This window comes from Siminovitchia jepli (assembly GCF_047228825.1).
In the GTDB taxonomy this organism is placed as follows: Bacteria; Bacillota; Bacilli; order Bacillales; family Bacillaceae_C; genus Siminovitchia.
This window is the reverse complement of record NZ_JBFEGN010000001.1, coordinates 53847-72571: the sequence shown is the minus strand read 5'-3', so window position 1 is coordinate 72571 and position 18725 is coordinate 53847. Positions and strand designations below refer to the sequence as shown.

21 protein-coding genes and 1 pseudogene are annotated in these 18725 nt (G+C 42.1%); 15 read left to right on the top strand and 7 right to left on the bottom strand.

Annotated features, from left to right (window positions below; translation table 11 throughout):
• Positions 1–288 precede the first annotated feature (288 nt).
• Complete coding sequence (locus AB1L08_RS00395) at positions 289–783, top strand: CcdC family protein (RefSeq protein WP_413062685.1); 495 nt, start codon at positions 289–291, stop codon at positions 781–783.
• Positions 784–1177: 394 nt separating this feature from the next.
• Here the strand turns inward: AB1L08_RS00395 and AB1L08_RS00390 are convergent, their stop codons facing one another.
• The 5 genes from AB1L08_RS00390 to AB1L08_RS00370 all read right to left on the bottom strand — a co-directional run bounded on the left by AB1L08_RS00390 (position 1178) and on the right by AB1L08_RS00370 (position 2883).
• A complete protein-coding gene (locus tag AB1L08_RS00390; protein WP_413062684.1) occupies positions 1178–1336 on the bottom strand; it encodes a hypothetical protein in 159 nt (52 codons plus the stop codon).
• A complete protein-coding gene (locus AB1L08_RS00385; protein WP_413062683.1) occupies positions 1323–1547 on the bottom strand; it encodes a YozQ family protein in 225 nt (74 codons plus the stop codon). The genes AB1L08_RS00390 and AB1L08_RS00385 overlap by 14 nt, the downstream gene beginning before the upstream one ends.
• Before the next feature lie 116 nt (positions 1548–1663).
• Positions 1664–2020, bottom strand: a complete 357-nt coding sequence (gene crcB, locus AB1L08_RS00380) for a fluoride efflux transporter CrcB (RefSeq protein WP_413062682.1) — start codon at positions 2018–2020, stop codon at positions 1664–1666.
• Positions 2020–2424, bottom strand: a complete 405-nt coding sequence (gene crcB / locus AB1L08_RS00375; RefSeq protein ID WP_413062681.1) for a fluoride efflux transporter CrcB — start codon at positions 2422–2424, stop codon at positions 2020–2022. The genes crcB (AB1L08_RS00380) and crcB (AB1L08_RS00375) overlap by 1 nt, the downstream gene beginning before the upstream one ends.
• A 33-nt stretch (positions 2425–2457) precedes the next feature.
• Positions 2458–2883, bottom strand: a complete 426-nt coding sequence (locus AB1L08_RS00370; RefSeq protein ID WP_413062680.1) for a DUF2621 domain-containing protein — start codon at positions 2881–2883, stop codon at positions 2458–2460.
• 191 nt (positions 2884–3074) lie between these two features.
• Here AB1L08_RS00370 and AB1L08_RS00365 point away from each other — a divergent pair, with 191 nt between their 5' ends.
• The 11 genes from AB1L08_RS00365 (at position 3075) to AB1L08_RS00315 (ending at position 13283) form a co-directional block, all read left to right on the top strand.
• The gene (locus AB1L08_RS00365; protein ID WP_413062679.1) at positions 3075–3293 is read left to right on the top strand and encodes a DUF1659 domain-containing protein; all 219 of its coding nucleotides are present in this window, start codon (positions 3075–3077) and stop codon (positions 3291–3293) included.
• A 23-nt stretch (positions 3294–3316) separates the two neighbouring features.
• Positions 3317–3535 (top strand): DUF2922 domain-containing protein, encoded by a 219-nt coding sequence (locus tag AB1L08_RS00360; protein WP_413062678.1) that lies wholly within the window; start codon positions 3317–3319, stop codon positions 3533–3535.
• A 62-nt stretch (positions 3536–3597) separates the two neighbouring features.
• On the top strand, positions 3598–3723 hold the full coding sequence (locus AB1L08_RS00355) for a YvrJ family protein (protein ID WP_413062868.1): 126 nt from the start codon (positions 3598–3600) through the stop codon (positions 3721–3723).
• Between the two features lie 114 nt (positions 3724–3837).
• Positions 3838–4983, top strand: coding sequence for an exonuclease SbcCD subunit D (locus AB1L08_RS00350; protein ID WP_413062677.1), 1146 nt, complete (start codon positions 3838–3840; stop codon positions 4981–4983).
• Positions 4980–8111 (top strand): AAA family ATPase, encoded by a 3132-nt coding sequence (locus AB1L08_RS00345; protein WP_413062676.1) that lies wholly within the window; start codon positions 4980–4982, stop codon positions 8109–8111. Before AB1L08_RS00350 ends, AB1L08_RS00345 begins: the two co-directional genes overlap by 4 nt.
• A 290-nt stretch (positions 8112–8401) precedes the next feature.
• Positions 8402–9112, top strand: coding sequence for an EcsC family protein (locus AB1L08_RS00340; protein WP_413062675.1), 711 nt, complete (start codon positions 8402–8404; stop codon positions 9110–9112).
• 293 nt (positions 9113–9405) lie between these two features.
• A complete protein-coding gene (locus AB1L08_RS00335) occupies positions 9406–10356 on the top strand; it encodes an ABC transporter permease (protein WP_413062674.1) in 951 nt (316 codons plus the stop codon).
• A complete protein-coding gene (locus tag AB1L08_RS00330) occupies positions 10349–11299 on the top strand; it encodes an iron chelate uptake ABC transporter family permease subunit (protein WP_413062673.1) in 951 nt (316 codons plus the stop codon). The genes AB1L08_RS00335 and AB1L08_RS00330 overlap by 8 nt, the downstream gene beginning before the upstream one ends.
• Positions 11296–12057 carry an iron ABC transporter ATP-binding protein gene (locus tag AB1L08_RS00325; RefSeq protein WP_413062672.1) on the top strand — a complete coding sequence of 254 codons (762 nt, stop codon included), beginning with the start codon at positions 11296–11298 and terminating at the stop codon, positions 12055–12057. Before AB1L08_RS00330 ends, AB1L08_RS00325 begins: the two co-directional genes overlap by 4 nt.
• 19 nt (positions 12058–12076) lie before the next feature.
• Positions 12077–13033, top strand: coding sequence for a siderophore ABC transporter substrate-binding protein (locus AB1L08_RS00320; protein WP_413062671.1), 957 nt, complete (start codon positions 12077–12079; stop codon positions 13031–13033).
• A gap of 64 nt (positions 13034–13097) precedes the next feature.
• On the top strand, positions 13098–13283 hold the full coding sequence (locus AB1L08_RS00315; protein ID WP_413062670.1) for a small, acid-soluble spore protein, H family: 186 nt from the start codon (positions 13098–13100) through the stop codon (positions 13281–13283).
• A gap of 138 nt (positions 13284–13421) precedes the next feature.
• Here AB1L08_RS00315 and AB1L08_RS00310 read toward each other — a convergent pair.
• A pseudogene (locus AB1L08_RS00310) lies at positions 13422–13606 on the bottom strand (transposase); the annotation flags it as partial.
• A gap of 39 nt (positions 13607–13645) precedes the next feature.
• Between AB1L08_RS00310 and AB1L08_RS00305 the strand changes: the two are divergent.
• Together AB1L08_RS00305 and AB1L08_RS00300 are read left to right on the top strand one after the other, a co-directional pair.
• Entirely contained in the window at positions 13646–13933 is a 288-nt protein-coding gene (locus AB1L08_RS00305; protein WP_413062669.1) for a hypothetical protein, read from the top strand.
• Positions 13934–14223: 290 nt separating this feature from the next.
• Complete coding sequence (locus AB1L08_RS00300) at positions 14224–14583, top strand: hypothetical protein (protein WP_413062668.1); 360 nt, start codon at positions 14224–14226, stop codon at positions 14581–14583.
• A 468-nt stretch (positions 14584–15051) separates the two neighbouring features.
• Here the strand turns inward: AB1L08_RS00300 and AB1L08_RS00295 are convergent, their stop codons facing one another.
• Positions 15052–15525, bottom strand: coding sequence for an Hsp20/alpha crystallin family protein (locus AB1L08_RS00295; protein ID WP_413062667.1), 474 nt, complete (start codon positions 15523–15525; stop codon positions 15052–15054).
• Between the two features lie 335 nt (positions 15526–15860).
• On the opposite strand from AB1L08_RS00295, the gene AB1L08_RS00290 reads away from it, so the two are divergent.
• On the top strand, positions 15861–18704 hold the full coding sequence (locus AB1L08_RS00290) for a 2-oxoglutarate dehydrogenase E1 component (protein WP_413062666.1): 2844 nt from the start codon (positions 15861–15863) through the stop codon (positions 18702–18704).
• Positions 18705–18725: the final 21 nt, after the last annotated feature.

The following is an 18725-nucleotide window of genomic DNA, read 5'->3' as shown; positions in this document are numbered from 1 at the left end:
AGAGCAAACCACCAGTTCACACTGGTGGTTTTGATTCTCAATTTCTAAACGTAACCTCTCCACCTTGCTTCGTCCCTTCTTGTTATTTTCAATTTGTCTATTTTTTTCAAAGAATAAAATTAAACATATTATATCAAAAATATATCCGTCTTTTCTACTACTTTGGTAAAAATAAATTGAAAAGTTCAACAAAATCCGTGAATTTTTTTTGATAAATGACTTTATGCTTAATATTAGATTGTCAGGCGAAAAAAATATATAATAGATAAATCCAACAAACGAAAAAGGATGGTACAATTGGGTATTTTACTTTCTTCCGTTTTGGCATTATTCATGGGGATCGCAGTTATGTTTTTGCGGATGAAGGCATCTAAAAAACCCGTTTCTGCCAAAAAAATCATACTCCCGCCCATAATGATGAGCACAGGAGCGATCATGTTTTTTCATCCGTATTTTCGTGTAACAGCTCCGGAACTTGTGGAGGCCGTTTCTGTTGGAATGCTTTTTTCCATTCTTTTGATTAAGACTTCAAAATTTGAAATCCGGGAAAATGAAATTTATTTAAAACGGTCAAAAGCATTTGCTTTCATATTGGTTGGACTATTGGCGATCAGGCTTGCCGCTAAATCAATCCTGAGCCAGGCAATCGATGTCGGGGAATTGAGCGGCATGTTCTGGATATTGGCATTTGGCATGATTGTTCCATGGCGGGTCGCCATGTTTTTTCAATATAAAAAATTAATGCTGAAACTGAATGATCATAACATAACTTCCCTTTCCTAAAAAAACATGACCCCGTCCCCTGCGGAGCCATGTTTTTTTAAAAGTAAGAAAGGGATAATTTTTCCTTATGAAAATGAGCCTCCAGCGCCATAGTTTATTCGAAGGAGTCTCGTTCAGCTCGTCGCAAAGCTGCACGAAGCTTATTCAAAAGAAGTAAACTCATAATGCTTTCAAGCAAGCTGCTTGGCTTATAAACCGCCGTGTTGTCCGGCTGCAGGCCACAGGGGGCTCTAGGTCACAAGCCAAGCCCATCGCTTTCGAAGGCAAACAACGCCTTCTGTAGTGCTGGTCTTGGGCTTGTGGCCCCTGCAGCCGCCTTCCGCATTTCCCTTTCTTTATCTTATTGCGGAGGGCGAAAAGGAAGTGCGTCGCCAAACGGGCGCTTGCGCTTTTCTTACAAATCAGTTCTTTTCCCGGGCTCGTCCCCGCTCCCGGTATCATTGCCGGTACTTGCTGTATATCCTACACGGTAGGCCGATTTTCTGCTGTTGCGGAGTGCTTTGGGCATTTGATACTGTTTTAAGCCATTTTGGTATTGTTTATTGTCGGTCAATGCTTTCTCCTCCTTTCTTGGGGGAGAGATCGATATTTTCGCCGTCCACATCATCCATTACTCCATCAATTGTGCCTTCCATGTACACATCACTTATCTGTTCATGGATAATGGCAAGTCCTTTGGAGAGTCTATCTCTTCCTTGGTAATCTTCATTGCGGTATTGTCTTCCTGCCAATCTCAACGAATCATCGGGGTTTTTCTTATCCACTGTTTTCCCTCCTTTTATCGATGTATTATTCTCAATTTTTTTCATTACATTCCTCTGCAGCAGGATTCATGCTTCTATATAATTGGTTGTTTATATTGCCGTATGTAGCTGCCTTGTCATGCAAAATGTGTTCCGAGGAAATAGCCGGAAAATGCAAGGAAAATACCCCCGATATAACTGATGGCTATATATAATGCCACGGATGCCCACTTCTTTTCCATGATTAATTCTGCAATTTCCACTTTAAAGGTCGAAAAGGTCGTAAATGAACCTAATATCCCGGTTCCGATCAACAGGCTTATTTCGGATTCCAATAACGCACCCGTGAGCAGACCGAGCAGAAAAGATCCGGTTAAATTAACAACAAGGGTTGCCGCAGGCAAGCTTCCCATGGGCTTTAATCTGTTTGCAATAAAATATCTGGCGAAAGCCCCGATGAAACCTCCTGCAGCAACAAATAGTATCGATTTCATTATACAGTTTCCTTTCGCAAGGACTTTTCCCCGATGCATACACCAAGAAAGGCAGCGGCCAGACCGAAGATGCCGCTTAATACAACATATAGAAGGGCCAAAAACAATGAAGTATGAAACAGTTCAACCGTTTCCATGCTTAAAGCGGAAAATGTTGTAAATGAGCCGATGAAACCCGTCCCTATTCCTGCGGCTGCAGGAGGTGGAAGCTTTTTGTTGTATTGCCAGCCTGTCAAAAACCCTAATGCAAAACAGCCTGCCATATTTACAATAAATGTTCCGTACGGGAGCCCACTGCTCCATAGTCCGCTTGTATAAAGGCCGACAAGGTAGCGGAGAATGCTTCCCGCGATTCCGCCTATTCCGACTGCGATGTAGTTCAATAGGGCCACCTGCTTTTCCATGAACGAAAAGGCCTCCAATGATGTATGGAAGCCTTAAAAAAAATGTTCATATGGGGTAATGTCAATGTTTAACTCGTTCATTTTTTTTCGGAGAAATTTATGGTCGCGCTTTGGCGTCGCCAAAATATAGCCTTTTATAATGATATCCAAAGTCAACCTGCTGGCATTCTCTTTCAAGGCCACCTCACCAATTTTTCCGGCTATTTTATGGCGGGCCACATCCCGGAACAATTCGGGCACCGGGCTGACAAGTTCATCAAGGAGCGCTCTTTGTTCCTCTGTCCAAAATGATTTTGTCTTTTCGACATAATATTCTTCCCAATCCATATCCGATTTTCCGTCTTCTTTCGGCAGACGCTTTAAAAATTTACGGAACATAAAAAATCCGCCAATGGCAAACAGCGTGATTAAAACGACTACCCAAAAAAGGATAAACACTAAAAACCAACCTTGAAGCATTTCTGAACCTCCCGAAAAAACTTGCCCAAACATATATTCATTATAGCCAAATAAAAAAGAAGCTGACAAGCAAAGGCCTCTTTCTGAATACGGCAGGAAGAAAGGGGTGGTGTTTTTTGTTCATTATTTTTGCCATGGGGTGTCTTTTTTCGTCCTGCGCCTGTATATAAGCGGCGAAAGGGGGTGAAGGCTTGGCAAACGCATTTTTGAAATCATCCAGATTAAGACTGGTTTTTGATCACGGTGTGGATGAGATGAATAATCCGATCTTGAAAAGCAAGACATTCACAAACATCCGCCGTGATTCCAGCGCTGATGAGTTATATGCTGCAGCGCAGGCGATCGGTTCCTTGGCGGCAAACGAAATTTGGGCCATCGAACGCAACGACAGCTATGACATTGACGAGTAATTACAAATGGGAGGTGAAACGGCATGAAAACATTGGAATTGAGCTTTTTGACGGGCGGCGGAAAAACCGCCACGATTGTTATCGATCAACCGAAAGAACCGGTTGATCCGTCTCAAGTAAAAACGGCGATGGAAAACATCATCGGAGCCGGTGTTTTTTTGGATAGCGGGGGCAATTCGTATACAGCGATGAAAAGCGCCCGGCTTGTTGATCGGACAGTCACTGAAATTTCGCTGGATTAACTTGAGGGCTTGGCTTTTGGCCAGGCCTTCAGCACTTTTAGGAGGTGGACCATTTGGATCAAATGCTGCCATTCATCAGCGAAGTTGGATTTCCGGCACTTGTTACCTTTTATTTACTGTATCGGATCGAGACGAAGCTGGATGCTGTTGTCGATTCGATCCAAAGTCTTCCGGAACGTCTCGTTTAGGCGCAAAGCCCGCTTATTGCGGGCTTTATTCGGATCGAATTTCTATTTTGAGAACAGGTCCATTTGCGATTTGCTATAATAGTAGGAAATCAAAATTGGAAACAGGGTGATCAGGTGAAAATTATTCATACAGCTGATTGGCATTTGGGAAAGCTTGTTCATGGGGTTTACATGACGGAACAGCAGCGGATCGTGCTGGAGCAATTTATAAGGCTGGTTGCCGAGGAGCAGCCGGACGCAGTCATTATATCCGGTGATTTATATGACCGCTCTGTGCCGCCCGTAGAAGCGGTGCAGCTGCTGGAAGATGTATTATTCAAAATTAACGTTGAACTGAAAACACCGGTATTGGCGATCGCAGGCAACCATGACAGCCCGGAGCGTCTCGCTTTCGGATCCTTGTGGTACCGGCACAGTCAATTTTTTATTCAAGGGCGTCTTGATCATTGCTTTCAGCCTGTGGACATTAACGGAGTCCATTTTTATCTTGTTCCCTATGCTGAACCCGGCACTGTCCGTGAATGGTTTCAGGATGAAAGCATTCAATCGTTTCAAGATGCTGCCATGCGCATTTTTGGCGAAATAGAGAAAAACATGGATTGTAATGCCATCAATATTTGCGTTGGCCACGCATTTGTAACAGGCGGCAAAACGACTGACTCTGAACGGGTATTGTCGGTCGGCGGTTCCGGCTGCATCGATTCCGACTGTTTTAGCCCTTTTACATATACAGCGCTGGGGCATTTGCACAGCCCCGATGCCATTAAACATGAATCGATTCGCTATTCCGGTTCTCTGTTAAAGTATTCTTTTTCGGAAGTAAACCAAAGAAAAAGCGTTTCTATTATACACATACAGCAAAACGGCAAATTTACCATTGAAGAGAAAACATTGACGCCTGAAAAAGATATGCGTGAATTGGCCGGATTCATGGACGAATTGCTGGACCCAAGCTTTTACAACACTCAAAAAACAGATGATTATTTAAAAATTACACTGTTGGACGAAGGCGCCATTTTGGATCCCATGAATAAGTTACGGACAGTTTACCCAAATGTTTTACATTTGGAAAGGAAAATGGAAGCTATTGATATAAAAAGGCAAGATTTGATCAGTCCCCATCCACATGGAAAGAAAACCGACCTGGAGCTTTTTTCGGAATTTTACAAGGAAATGACAACGAGCGAGTTTACGGATCAAAAAAGAGAACGAATGAAGGAAGTGTTGGCCAGTGTACAAAAGGAGGCGACATTTGCATGAGGCCGTTAAAGTTAATCATGCAGGCATTTGGGCCATATGCAGATAAAGAGATGATCGATTTTGCCAAATTGGAGAACAGGACAATGTTTGTTATTTCCGGGAAAACCGGTGCGGGCAAAACATCCATTTTTGACGGAATCAGCTTTGCCATTTACGGGAAAGCAAGCGGTGAAGACCGGGAAGGAATGGATCTTCGCAGCCATTTTGCCAAGGATGATGTCCCTACGGAAGTCTCCCTTGAATTTTCCCTTAGAAACAAAACGTATTACATATGGCGCTCACCCCAGCAACTCAGAAAGAAAACAAGGGGTGACGGGTATACCGTTGTGAACGCAAGAGCGGAGCTGTACATATTTGATGAAACGGGATCAAAAAAGCTCGTTGCCGCAAATGTTCGTGAAACAGAAGAAAAAATGAAGGAAATCATTCAGCTGGATGCCAATCAGTTCAGGAAAATATTAATGATTCCGCAAGGAGATTTTCGCAAGCTCCTGACTTCAAACAGCAAGGAAAAGGAAGTGATTCTTCAGCGATTATTCCATACGGAAATGTATAAAAAGGTTGAAGAAAAGTTGAAAGATAAAGCGAACGCCTTGAAAAACGAAGTCATCTCCGGAATGGAATTAAGAAGCCAGACCATAAAAGGCGCTTATACATTCGGAGATAACGAGCTGGAAGCAGCCATTTCGGAACCGACGCCAAATAAGGCCGCTGTTCTCCCTTTGCTGGATAAAGTAACGCTCCAAATGGAAGAGGAAGCCCTGCGGCTTACACGTAAAATCGAGCTGAAACAACATGAAAGGGATGAAGCGAAGAGAAAAGTACACGAAGCAGAAAACCTCCTTAAGGAAATGGAAGCTTTTGAAGCCTTAAAAAGAAAAAAAGAAGAGCTGGATCAAATGCAGCCTGTAGTGGAAGCCAAGAAAAGGGACATTAAAATGGGATACAAGGCCAACAACCTTGCTCATCAGGAATCAATATGCCAGCGTATCAATAAAGAATTAAAAGAGCATGAAAGCAAACTAAAAAAGCTTGAAGCAAACATTCAAACCGCTGAAAAGGAAAAAGCCAAAGCCGAAAAAAGGCTTGGGGAGGAAGAAGAAAATACAGAAAAACGGGATCAGTTAAAAGCTGAGCTTGTTCGGTTGGAATCCATTCGAAATGAAGTTTATTCTTATGCAAAACAGAAAAATGATCTTCTTGTCTTGGAGAATCAATTAAAGGGCACCCGTGAAAAATTAGCCGGAAATAAAGAAATGAATCAGTCACTTGAAAAAGAGATTGCTTTTTTGCAAAAAGAAATACAGATGCTGGGCCGGCTGCAAACGGAAACGGCCCAATTGGAACTGGAACAAGTGCGTTTGAACAATACGTCCCAAAAATTGCAGCAGCTGATTGGGGCCATGCAGGAAAAGAATGGCCTGAAACAGCACTTTGATAAGAAATCTCATGAATGGCATCATTTGCACAAAAAATTGGAAGATGCCCGTACGACATTAGGGCATATTGAAAACCAATGGCAATCCGGACAGGCTGCCTTGCTGGCAAAGCAGCTCGTTGACGGATGCCCCTGTCCGGTTTGTGGTGCTCTTGAACACCCGCAACCGGCACCAATAGCCGGGAACTTGTACAATGAAGAAGATATTCGGGCAGCCAAAAGCGACGTTCAAGCCATCGAAAAAGAATATTTTGAATTGGAAAGAACCATGATTGAGCTGAAGACTTCGATCCAATTAGCGGAACAAAACATGGGAAACCTTTTTGCAGAATTAAACATGCTGTTTCCTGACTTCACCCAGGATTGTATAGAGAGAGAACTCAAGCATGCAGAGGAAAGGCTGGACGCACTTTCAAATTTGCTTGCCAAAAACAAGAAGGCAATCCGCAAGCTTCCCGAAACCGAATTGCAGTTGAAAGAAAAAGAAGCTGTATGCAGAAAGCTTCACGAGGAACTGGAGCACTTGATGGAGGCGGAAAGGAACGAATCAAACGAATTTGCGGAACTGTCGGCCCATATACGGACCCTGACAAAAAGCATTCCGGAACAATTGTCCACAAAAGAAACGTATGACCAAAAAGTGGCTTTCCTCAAGAAACAATTGGATGCCATGGAGCAGGCCCGGAAAAAAGCGACTGAAGATTTCAGGCGTTATGACCAGCAGCTTGCAACACTTTACGGGATCCATGAAAACTTGCAGGAAACGATGGATGACCGCAAAAAAAAGCTGAATGTAGAGCGTGAAACATTTTTAAAGCAACTTCAGCAAGAAGGGTTCTCCAATTACCGCCACTATAAAAAGGCAAAAAGAGAGCCTGATATGCTGGAGAAGCTGGAAAAAGAAATACAAGCTCACGGTGAAGCGTACCGTTCCGTAACAGATAGATTAAAAGAATGCGAAAATCGCCTGAAAGGCGTTGTAAAGCCCGATTTGAAACAGCTTGAGGAAGAATGCAGCCAGCTGGAGCGCATTCTGGAAGCAATGAATGAACGGCAAACCAGCCTGATGATGAACGTAAAGAAAAATAAAGAGATCAAAGCGGCCATCCTGCAAATGGATAAACGTATTCAATCACTTGAGGAAGAATATGGGTTAATTGGTCATCTGGCTGATATTGCAAGGGGACAAAATGCTTATAAACTGACGTTTGAACGGTATGTTTTGGCCTCTTTCCTTGATGAAATCCTCATTTCCGCAAATAGCCGCCTGACAAAAATGACAAGCGGGCGTTATCGGCTTTTAAGAAAAAAAGACAAATCAAAAGGCAACGTTCAAAGCGGTTTGGAGCTGCTCATTTTTGATCAATATACGGGACAGGAGCGCCATGTCAAAACATTATCCGGCGGCGAAAGTTTTAAAGCGGCATTGTCTCTTGCTTTGGGAATGGCTGACATCGTTCAGCGCCATGCCGGGGGCGTATCACTCGAAACGATGTTTATTGACGAAGGGTTTGGAACGCTTGATCCCGAGTCGCTTGATCAGGCGATTGAAGCATTAATGGACATCCAGAGCAGTGGAAGGCTGGTCGGCATTATATCCCATGTTCCTGAATTGAAGGAAAGGATTGACGCCAGATTGGAAGTGTCCGCAGGGCAGAGCGGCAGCAGTACCGAATTTGTTTTTACGTAAAGGATGGTGAGCTGATTGGAAAAAACTTTTTTTATCGCGACGCTGACGTTCAATTGGTTTATAGCACTTAGTTTGGCTGTCTTCGCCTTTTTTGCGTTTAAGTTGAATTACATGCTGATTGGAATGTGTCTGGTGTTGATTTGTATTGGGTCTTGCATCGTAAATGTAAAATTTGCAAAAAAGTGGAGAGAAAAAAACAAAGCATAAACGCGGGAAGATCGTCTCATAGAATGAAACTATATACATTCCCATTCGTATATATGAGACAATACATGTTTGGGGTGGGAAGCATGGACGACTATGAGAAAAAAGTGTTGGAAGAAGTGCAGGAATGGAAAACAAATATGTACAAGAAATCGAGCCTTTTACAGCGTTTATCGAAACAGGCACAAACAAGAATGAGTAATTTGATTCCTGAAAAAGCCCACCGGGTGATTTCGGAAAGCATCAAAAATATGGTAAAGGCAACGATTTTGGGATCCAATATTTTAACAACATCAAAACCCAAGAAAAATGGAAGCCTTATGGAACGGGACCGGATACTGAACGAAAAGATTGAGATTTACCGTAAAACAGCTGTTGTCGAAGGAGCAGGGACCGGTGCAGGGGGAATCCTGCTCGGCTTGGCCGATTTTCCTTTGCTGCTCTCCATTGAAATGAAATTTTTGTTTGAAGCAGCCCATACTTACGGTTTTGATACAAAAGATTACAGTGAACGGTTGTTTATTTTGCATATTTTTCAACTTGCTTTTTCCAGTGATGAAACAAGAAGGGAAACCATGTATACGATCGAGAATTGGGAAAAGGAAAAAAACAGGCTTGTTGACATGGATTGGCGTAAGTTCCAACAGGAATATCGGGATTATATAGATTTGGTGAAAATGTTGCAGCTCATCCCCGGACTGGGGGCAGCTTTTGGGGCATATGCGAACTATCAACTGCTCGACCGGCTGGGTGAAACAGCCAGAAATTGCTATCGAATGCGCTTGTTGTCACAGTGAGGAAATGAAAAGTCTCTGTATAAACGGAAAAATAATGCTGGGAGCTAGCAGATGCCAACCGGCCTGCGATTTCCGTAAAAGGCGTTTTTTCCCCAAGGGGGAACGCCTTTTTGTTTTTTTGCAATCTCCATTTTCAACATCTTTTTGAATTTTACTTCCAGATCATCTATAATTGAGAAAGATTTTCAATTAATGATTGACAGCCGTTTTCCCAGTGATATAATGAGTATGAAAGAAGTGATAATGATTATCAATTGCACAATAACTGTACAGAAAATGTTGGTGGGTGATCAGTGAAATTTAAGTATTTGGTTCTATTGCTATTTTTATTATGTATTCTGTCTTTATTCATCGGGGTCAGTAACATATCTCCCCTGGATTTGCTTGATTTTCAGTCGGAAGAGACGGAAGTGTTTTTGATAAGCCGAATTCCGCGGCTTATATCCATCATTTTGGCAGGCGCGGGCATGAGTATTTGCGGCCTGATTATGCAGCAGCTGAGCCGCAACAAGTTCGTTTCGCCTACAACGGCCGGAACGCTGGATGCAACAAGACTGGGAATTCTTGTATCCATGATCTTCTTCGCGAACGCTGCATTACTTGTAAAAATGTCTGTGGCATTTGCATTTGCGCTGGCAGGTTCTTTTTTGTTCATGAACATACTCAATCGAATCAAATTTAAAGATGCCATTTTTATTCCGCTCGTCGGGATCATGTTTGGGAATATATTATCGTCTGTATCAACGTTTTTTGCATACAAGGCCGATGTGATCCAAAACATGTCAGCATGGCTTCAAGGTGACTTTTCAATGATAATGAAAGGCCGCTACGAGTTGCTGTACATAAGCATACCGGTTTTATTTTTGGCCTACTTTTTTGCCCATCGATTTACAGTTGCCGGAATGGGCGAAGACTTTGCAAAAAACCTCGGGCTTTCCTATAAGCAAATCGTAAATATCGGCCTGATTCTCGTCTCACTTGTGACGACCACGGTCGTATTAACGGTAGGAACGATTCCTTTTCTTGGTTTGATTATTCCAAACATCGTTTCTATTTTTATGGGCGACCATATGCAGAAAACCTTGCCTTACACAGCAATGCTCGGGGCCATATTTCTTCTTGTATGTGATATTTTGGGACGCGTTCTGATTTATCCATATGAAATTTCCATTAGTTTAATGGTAGGGGTAATTGGCAGCGGTATTTTCCTATATTTGCTTTTCCGGAGGAAGTCTTATGCGTAATACAATTAAAATGAGCATTCTCTTCCTCGTCGCCGTTGGACTATGCTTGCTGTATTTGTTTCATGATTTGAACGGAAGCTTTGATTATGCGCTTCCTCGTCGAGTCATTAAAGTTTTGGCCATGGTTTTGACCGGTGCGGCCATTTCATATTCTACGGTTGTTTTTCAAACAGTAACAAATAACCGGATATTAACGCCAGGCATTATTGGTCTTGATTCTCTTTATTTGCTGATACAAACTTTTTTTATTTTCTTTCTTGGATCCGAACATATTACAGTAGTAAACAAGCAAATCAATTTCCTTTTATCGGTTGGAGCCATGATTGTTTTTGCTTTGATTTTGTATCGGCTCTTATTTAGAAAAGGGCAACAATCGATATATTTTCTGCTCTTGGTTGGAATTATTACAGGGACATTTTTTCAAAGCATCAGTACGTTTTTGCAAGTGCTGATTGATCCCAACGAATTTCTGATCGTGCAAGACCGCATGTTTGCCAGCTTTAACAATGTCAATGGCGACCTTGTTTGGCTCTCCCTCTTGATCGTCTGTGCCGTTTTTGCCATTGGCTGGCGCTCTATCGGCTTTTTGGATGTCATGTTGCTTGGCCGCGATATCGCGGTCAATCTCGGCATAGCTTATGATAAAATTGCCAGAAAAACGCTTGTCATGACCGCTGTTTTGATTGCTGTTTCTACGGCGTTGGTGGGACCGATCACATTTTTTGGTCTGATTGTGGCAAATTTATCTTACCAATTTTTCTCGACATACAAGCACCGGGTACATATTACTGGGGCTGTCTTTATGAGTATCATCGCTCTTGTGGGAGGGCAATGGGCTGTTGAACGCATCTTTACTTTTTCCACGACGCTCAGTGTGATTATTAATTTTGTCGGGGGAGCATATTTCCTCTATTTACTATTAAAGGAGAGTCGATCATCATGATCATGGTACGGGGTTTATCGAAGTTATATGGAAAAACGAAAGTCGTTGAGGATGTATCGATAGACATTCACCGTGGCCAAATCACTTCTTTCATCGGACCAAACGGGGCCGGAAAATCAACATTGTTATCCATGGTGAGCAGGCTGTTGGACGCAGATACCGGAGAAGTGCTGCTGGACAAGAGAGATATGAAGAAATTCAAATCGGAGGAATTGTCCAAAAAGGTATCAATCCTTAAGCAGTCCAATTATTTAAATGTAAAACTGACCGTTCGGGAACTTGTAGCTTTCGGCCGGTTTCCTTATTCGAAAGGACGCCTGAGCGCCGAGGATCAAATAAAAGTGGATGAAGCGTTAAAATATATGGATTTGCTTCCTATACAGGATACCTATTTGGATGAACTGTCGGGGGGCCAGCGGCAGCGTGCTTTCATCGCCATGGTGATCGCCCAGGATACCGATTATATTTTGCTTGATGAGCCGTTGAACAATCTTGATATGAAACATTCCGTTCAAATTATGAAAATTTTAAGGAGACTGGTGGATGAACTCGGAAAAACAGTCGTGATCGTTTTGCATGATATCAACTTTGCATCCGTATACTCCGACCGTATTATTGCCATGAAAAACGGCAAGGTCGTAAAAGACGGGCCAACCGAGGACATCATACAGTCCGATTCTTTAAAAGAAATATATGACATGGATATCCCGATTAAAAACTTAAATAACTGCAGGATATGCGTTTATTTTAATTCTTGATTAAGAGGAGATGGGAAAAATGAAGAAATGGTTATTTTTCATGATGGCCGGTTTGCTGGCACTAGCATTAAGTGCTTGTGGCGCAAACAATGAAGCTGGTTCAGGCAGCGACGAAACAAATAACAAGGGGAAAAAAGATGAAACGATTACAATAGAGCATGAGTATGGAGAAGCGAAAGTTACCAAAAACCCCAAAAACGTCGTTGTTTTTGACTTTGGCATTCTGGATACGCTGGATGAACTGGGTGTAAAAGTGACTGGAGTTCCCCAAGCAACGATTCCTGCGTATTTGGACAAATATTCCGGTGAAGAGTATACGAATGTCGGCAGCTTAAAAGAACCTGATTTCGAAGCGATCCATGCATTAAAGCCTGATGTCATCTTTATTTCAGGCCGCCAAGCCGAGCTGTATGACCAATTTGCGGAAATAGCCCCGACCGTTTTCGTCGGTTTCGATTATGGAAACTATATGGAATCCTTTAAAAAGAATATGGAAACGGTTGGAAAAATTTTTGATAAAGAATCTGAAGTTCAAGCTGAAATAGATGATGTTGAAAAACAAATTGCCGCCGTCAATGAAAAAGCAACTTCACTGGATCAAAAAGCGCTCGTCGTATTGGCGAACGAAGGAAAAGCAAGTGCATACGGGCCAAGCTCAAGATTTGGCTGGATTCATGACGTGCTCGGTTTTAAGCCGGCAGATGAAAATATTGAGGTATCCACACACGGACAAGGAATTTCATTTGAATATATTTTGGAAAAAAATCCCGACATCCTATTCGTCATTGACCGGAATGCGGCCATTGAAGAAGATGCACCTCCGGCAAAAGAAGCGATTGAAAACGAGCTTGTTAAAAAGACGAATGCGTTCAAAAACGGCAAAATCATTTATTTGGATGCCGATTACTGGTATCTTTCCGGCGGGGGACTGCAATCCATGAAAGAAATGATCGGTGAGGTTGAAAAAGCTTACTGACCGCAGTCTGAATAAAATGCTCACCTCCATCCCAAAGTAATAAAAAAGAATTGGGGTGAGATCATTGGATGCAAACCGCGTCAAGCAAATACTTTCATCTTCTGCGGATATTGAAGTAACATACAACGGTGCTTCCGTTTGGATTGATCAATTGAATGAAAATGGCACGACCGCAACTGTACATTTGCGGGGAGCCGGTTCCATGAAAGAACCATCTACCGTGGACATCTCACAGTTAACCGAAGAATGACGGGCTGCCCCAAGGGCGGTCCGTCAGCTTGTAGAGAAAGTGGGTTTATTTTTCCTACAAGCTTTTTTTGTTTTTGTATTTTCAAGATATTCATTTGTTTTTTCATCCTTTATAAAAGGGAAAAAGACGCCCTTACACCTAGCCACGTCTGTCCAGGTCCAAGGCAATCTTCTCCATGTTCTGGCAGGCCCATGTGAGAAGCACCTGCTCGGATGCCTTTTGTAACCCCCTCACCGGCAATAACGAAGCCCATGCAGTTCTTTTGAATCTGCGAAGCTTCGTTCAACTTTCTCTTTTCTAAATTTGTATAGTAATTTTCCTTTTTATTTGACGGTCCAATCGTTCAGGATAGGGAACAGAGCATGAACATTTCCAGGAGTGACAAAGGCATCCGTGATAATATTAAATTTCATGCCATTCAACAAGGTGCCCTTTTATCAATAGGCCCAATTGGAATGATAGAGTCCCTAGTAGGTTTTTTAAGTCACAAAAAACTTACTCGAGCTGTTGTTAAGCAGGCGATAAAAAAATTCGGGGGTAAAATACCTGGTATAGGCACAATATATTCGCTGATAAACTATGTTTATACTTACGACAAAGCAGTAAAAGCGTTTAATAAAATTCCAGGGAATGCGTATTGGTGGAAATGAATAAAGATAAACATTCGAAAAATTCAAGAAGAACCAAGCTAATTATATGGATATACTTAGTCTTTTTGATACCAATGCTTATTTTTTTTATATATAATATCGTCAACGATTTGTATTATCAACCGATCAACTATACGAGTGCATTGGGGCTAGCTTTAGGCAATGTGGATTTATCAAAAATCAAGTTCAAATCTTCTGCTATCAGGTCATTCAAGCAACTATTTGAAAAAAAGCTTTAATGCCATAACGGGTTACTCGACTTATTGAATTGTGAAGATGTAGCAAGGAGGTTGTTTAGCATCGGTAAGAAAAGGCTTATTTGGATAACATCGATACTATTAATATGTGCTATTATATTTGCAGCATGGAACGTTTTTGCTTATGAAGAGTCTGAGAAATTTAACGGTTTTCCAATACCTAAATATGCAAAAGTAACAAAGAGTCAAAATGACTTTGAGGCATATACAAGAATAAGCACTTCAGAGACAAAGAAAGATGGCCTTCCATTTATCTATCGTTTACAAATTAAGGCACATGGTTGGGAAAAAATATTTCAAGAAGGTGCTTTGACAACTTATAAAAAAGATAATCATAAAATTGATGTTGTTGCTGAAAATGGTTACTTGTCGATAGGTATCAATAAAGAATAGTGCTTTTACGAGTGTCAAATAACCCAAAGAGAGATAGGGATTATTTGACACTAGTTTTGTAAGCGTCAAATAAAACCCACATTCCACTCATAGGTCCATCCATGTGATAATTTCTTTGAAATTATTCGGGAGATTTTGCGATGATCCTGAAAGAAAAAAGAATAGATTGGAAGGCGTGCATCATTATATAAAACAGATAAATTTAGAAAAAAGAAGAAATCAGCACTAGGCAAGCCGGGTTAATTGCAATAAACTTTTTGACATTGAGCAAAAATTCAAGGATACAAGTCATCGTGGAAGTTCCTCCCGAAACCAAAATTCCTTTTGAAGAGTGGATGGCCAAAAGAGTTGCCCGGAAGCCTTTTGCCTTGTTCGTTTGCCGTCACTACACTTCCGGACAGCCAAGTTATTCCCTGGAAGAATCTTTAAAATGAATCAGGCGTATGAAAAAACACGCCTGATTCATGGTTAAAATCTTTCGGACACATCCACTTCAGTCAACTGCGTATCGTCCATCTTGGGAATTTTGATCTCAAGAATGAGATCCTTAACCATTGCTGAAGCCCCTTTTTTCTTTACAAGGCTTGGCAGGACAATTGTATGGCGCTTTCCTGGTTCAGGCATATTTTCAATAATCGCCTGATTGGTCGTATGGAATATTTTTAACTGCTTTCGGGTTTCTTCATCAGGCAATTGAATCCTGATGAATATATGATCAAATGTTTCGAAGACATCTACATGAAATTTTTGCTTTTCCGTTTCGTTCGGCGGGGAGTTGTTCGTTGTTTGGAAGTTGAATGGAGCACCCGAATTTTCCATGTGAGGAGGAACATATTTTTTGATCATTTCAGAGATATATGATTGAATGTCTGCGGGATTCATTTTGTCGGCAATATTTTTCAATTCGTCGTTATTAAACGGAAACATGCCCCATGGAAACATCCTCCTCCCTCCCTTGAAACACCTCGGTACATTATATGTTTATGTAAAAGGTTCGCAACAAGGGAGAAAAAAAGCGTATTTATTTGAATTTTTTTTAAAGAGTAGTAAGATGGTATATGGATTTTAGTAATATAAATGAAAGAAGGATCGTGAACATGATTCGATAAAATATGATGCTTTCCAACGATTGAGATGCCAAGTTGGATAAAAGTTTGTCAAAATGATGACATTAAGCTTTTACTCGTTTCATTTGAGTGATAAAATGGATGTGCATTTATCCAAGCTTCATAAAAAGAGATGAAAATTAGAGGTTTAAATGGTGGAGGTTTAAACAAATGAGCAAACAAGCATCTTACCAAGATTCGCCCTGGCAGCAGTTTTCGGGACCAAATCTTGGGTATGTAATGGATTTGTACGAAATGTACATGAAAGATCCAAACAGTGTGGATCCCGAAATGAAAGAAGTATTTGACAAGTGGGGTGCACCGGCAACGGCAAAAACCGGCGCAACAACGGTCGGCCAGGCTGATGTTTCGTTTCAAATGCCTGCAATCCACAACCAACTGAGCAAAATTGTAGCAGCTGTCAAGTATGCGGATAACATCCGTACATACGGACACCTCATTGCGAATATTAATCCAATCCGCCGGAAAGAAAAAAATACGAGAAGGCTTGAGTTGTCCGAGTATCATTTAACGGAAGAAGATCTGAAGCAGATACCGGCATCATTTATTTCTCCCAATGCTCCATCAAACTTAAAGGACGGCTTTGAAGCCATTGAACATTTGAAGGACGTTTATACAAAACAATTGGCTTTTGAATATCATCATGTTCATGAGCTTGAGGAAAGAAACTGGCTTCAACAAAAGATAGAAGAAGGCGGTTTCTATCCGAAATTAAACAAAGAGGAAAAAAAGGCCTTGTTGACCCGCCTGTCAGAAGTGGAAGGGTTTGAAAAGTTTATTCACCGCACTTTTGTGGGCCAAAAACGATTTTCTATTGAGGGTCTTGAAGCTTTGGTGCCTTTAATGGATAAAGTCATCAGTTTGACGGTTGAAAAAGGTACGAGAACCATCAATATCGGAATGGCCCACAGGGGACGGCTTAACGTGTTGGCACATATCCTTGAAAAGCCTTACGAATTAATCTTTTCAGAGTTCCAGCATGCGCCAAACAAAGAATTGATTCCATCGGAAGGTTCCATCGGAATTACTTATGGATGGACGGGTGATGTCAAATATCACCTTGGCGCAGACAAAAAACTGAAGCATGGCACGACAGCAACAACCCGAATCACTTTGGCCAACAACCCCAGCCATCTTGAGGTGGTCAATCCAATCGTCGACGGTTTTACACGGGCAGCACAGGAAAACCGTCATGTTCCCGGATACCCTGAACAGGATATGGACAGTTGTCTTGCCATTGTCGTTCATGGGGATGCTGCTTTTCCCGGCGAGGGAATTGTGCAGGAAACGCTGAATATGGGCCGTTTGAGAGGGTATAATACCGGCGGTTCCATTCACATCATTGCCAACAATATGATTGGATTTACAACCGAGAGCCTGGACTCGCGTTCGACTTTGTACGCCTCTGACGTTGCTAAGGGATTTGAAGTGCCGATTGTCCATGTAAACGCCGATGATCCGGAAGCTGTTCTGGCAGCAGCAATGCTTGCCCACGAGTACAGGGAAAAATTCCATAAAGACTTTATTATTGATTTAATCGGTTACCGCCGGTTCGGCCATAACGAAATGGATGAGCCCATGGTGACAAACCCGCTCATGTACAACAAGATTAAAAACCATAAAACGATTAAAGAGCTGTATGCGGAACAACTGCTCGAAGAAGGCTATGTAACAAAGGAAGAAATCAGGCAAATTGATGAAGACATTCAGGCTGTTTTGCAAAAAGCTTACGATAAGGTTCCCAAAATAAAAGATAATCCGGATACAAAAATGAATCCTCCGGAGTATATTAACAAGCTGCCAAAAGTACAAACGGCCGTAAAGGAAGAAATCCTCGCAAAAATTAATGAAGAATTATTAAAGTGGCCGGATAATTTTAACGTATTCGGCAGATTGAAGCGGATATTGCAGCGCAGGGAAAACATTTTTAATGAAAAAGGGAAAATAGATTGGGCACATGCAGAAGCGCTTGCCTTTGGATCGATCTTGAAGGATGGAACTCCCATTCGTTTAACAGGGCAAGATTCCCAGCGTGGAACATTCGCACAGCGCAACCTCGTTCTTCACGACGTGGAAACAGGCGAGGAATACATCCCGATGCATCATTTAAGTGATGTAAACTCATCTTTCGTCGTCTATAACAGTCCTTTGACAGAAGCCGCGGTAGTCGGATTTGAATACGGCTATAACGTTTTTGCACCGGAAACACTTGTGCTGTGGGAAGCCCAGTTCGGAGATTTTGCCAATATGGCCCAAGTATATTTTGACCAGTTTATTTCTTCCGGCCGTGCCAAATGGGGGCAAAAATCAGGGCTCGTGATGCTGCTGCCACACGGTTATGAAGGCCAGGGCCCGGAGCATTCAAGCGGAAGGGTGGAAAGGTTCCTGCAAAGTGCTGCTGAAAACAACTGGATCGTAGCCAATTTATCAACTGCAGCGCAATATTTTCATATCTTGAGAAGGCAAGCAGCGATCCTTCAAAGAGATGAAGTCAAACCGCTTGTTCTGATGACACCCAAAAGCTTGCTGCGCCATCCGCTGGCAGCCGCAGATATCGAAGAGTTGACCAATGGCGGCTTCCAACCGATTATTGAGCAAAAAGGATTGGGAGAGAAGACCGAAACGGTTGAACGAATTATTCTTTGCAGCGGAAAAATAGCCATTGACTTGGAAGAGAGCCTTCAAGATGCAATAGATCCGGATTGGCTCCATATTTTAAGGGTGGAAGAATTGTACCCGTTCCCGAAAAAGGAACTAACCAAAATTGTTTCCCGCTATCCCAACCTGAAAGAGCTGGTTTGGGTGCAGGAGGAGCCTAAAAATATGGGCGGCTGGATTCATGCTGCGTCATACCTTTGGGATATCGCCCCTTCGGGTGTGAATATAAAATATGCCGGACGCCGCAGGCGTTCAAGCCCGGCGGAAGGTGATCCGACTGTTCACAGACAGGAACAAAACCGGATTATTAAAGAAGCATTAACGAAAAGCGAATAAGATTGATTTTACCCGTAAATT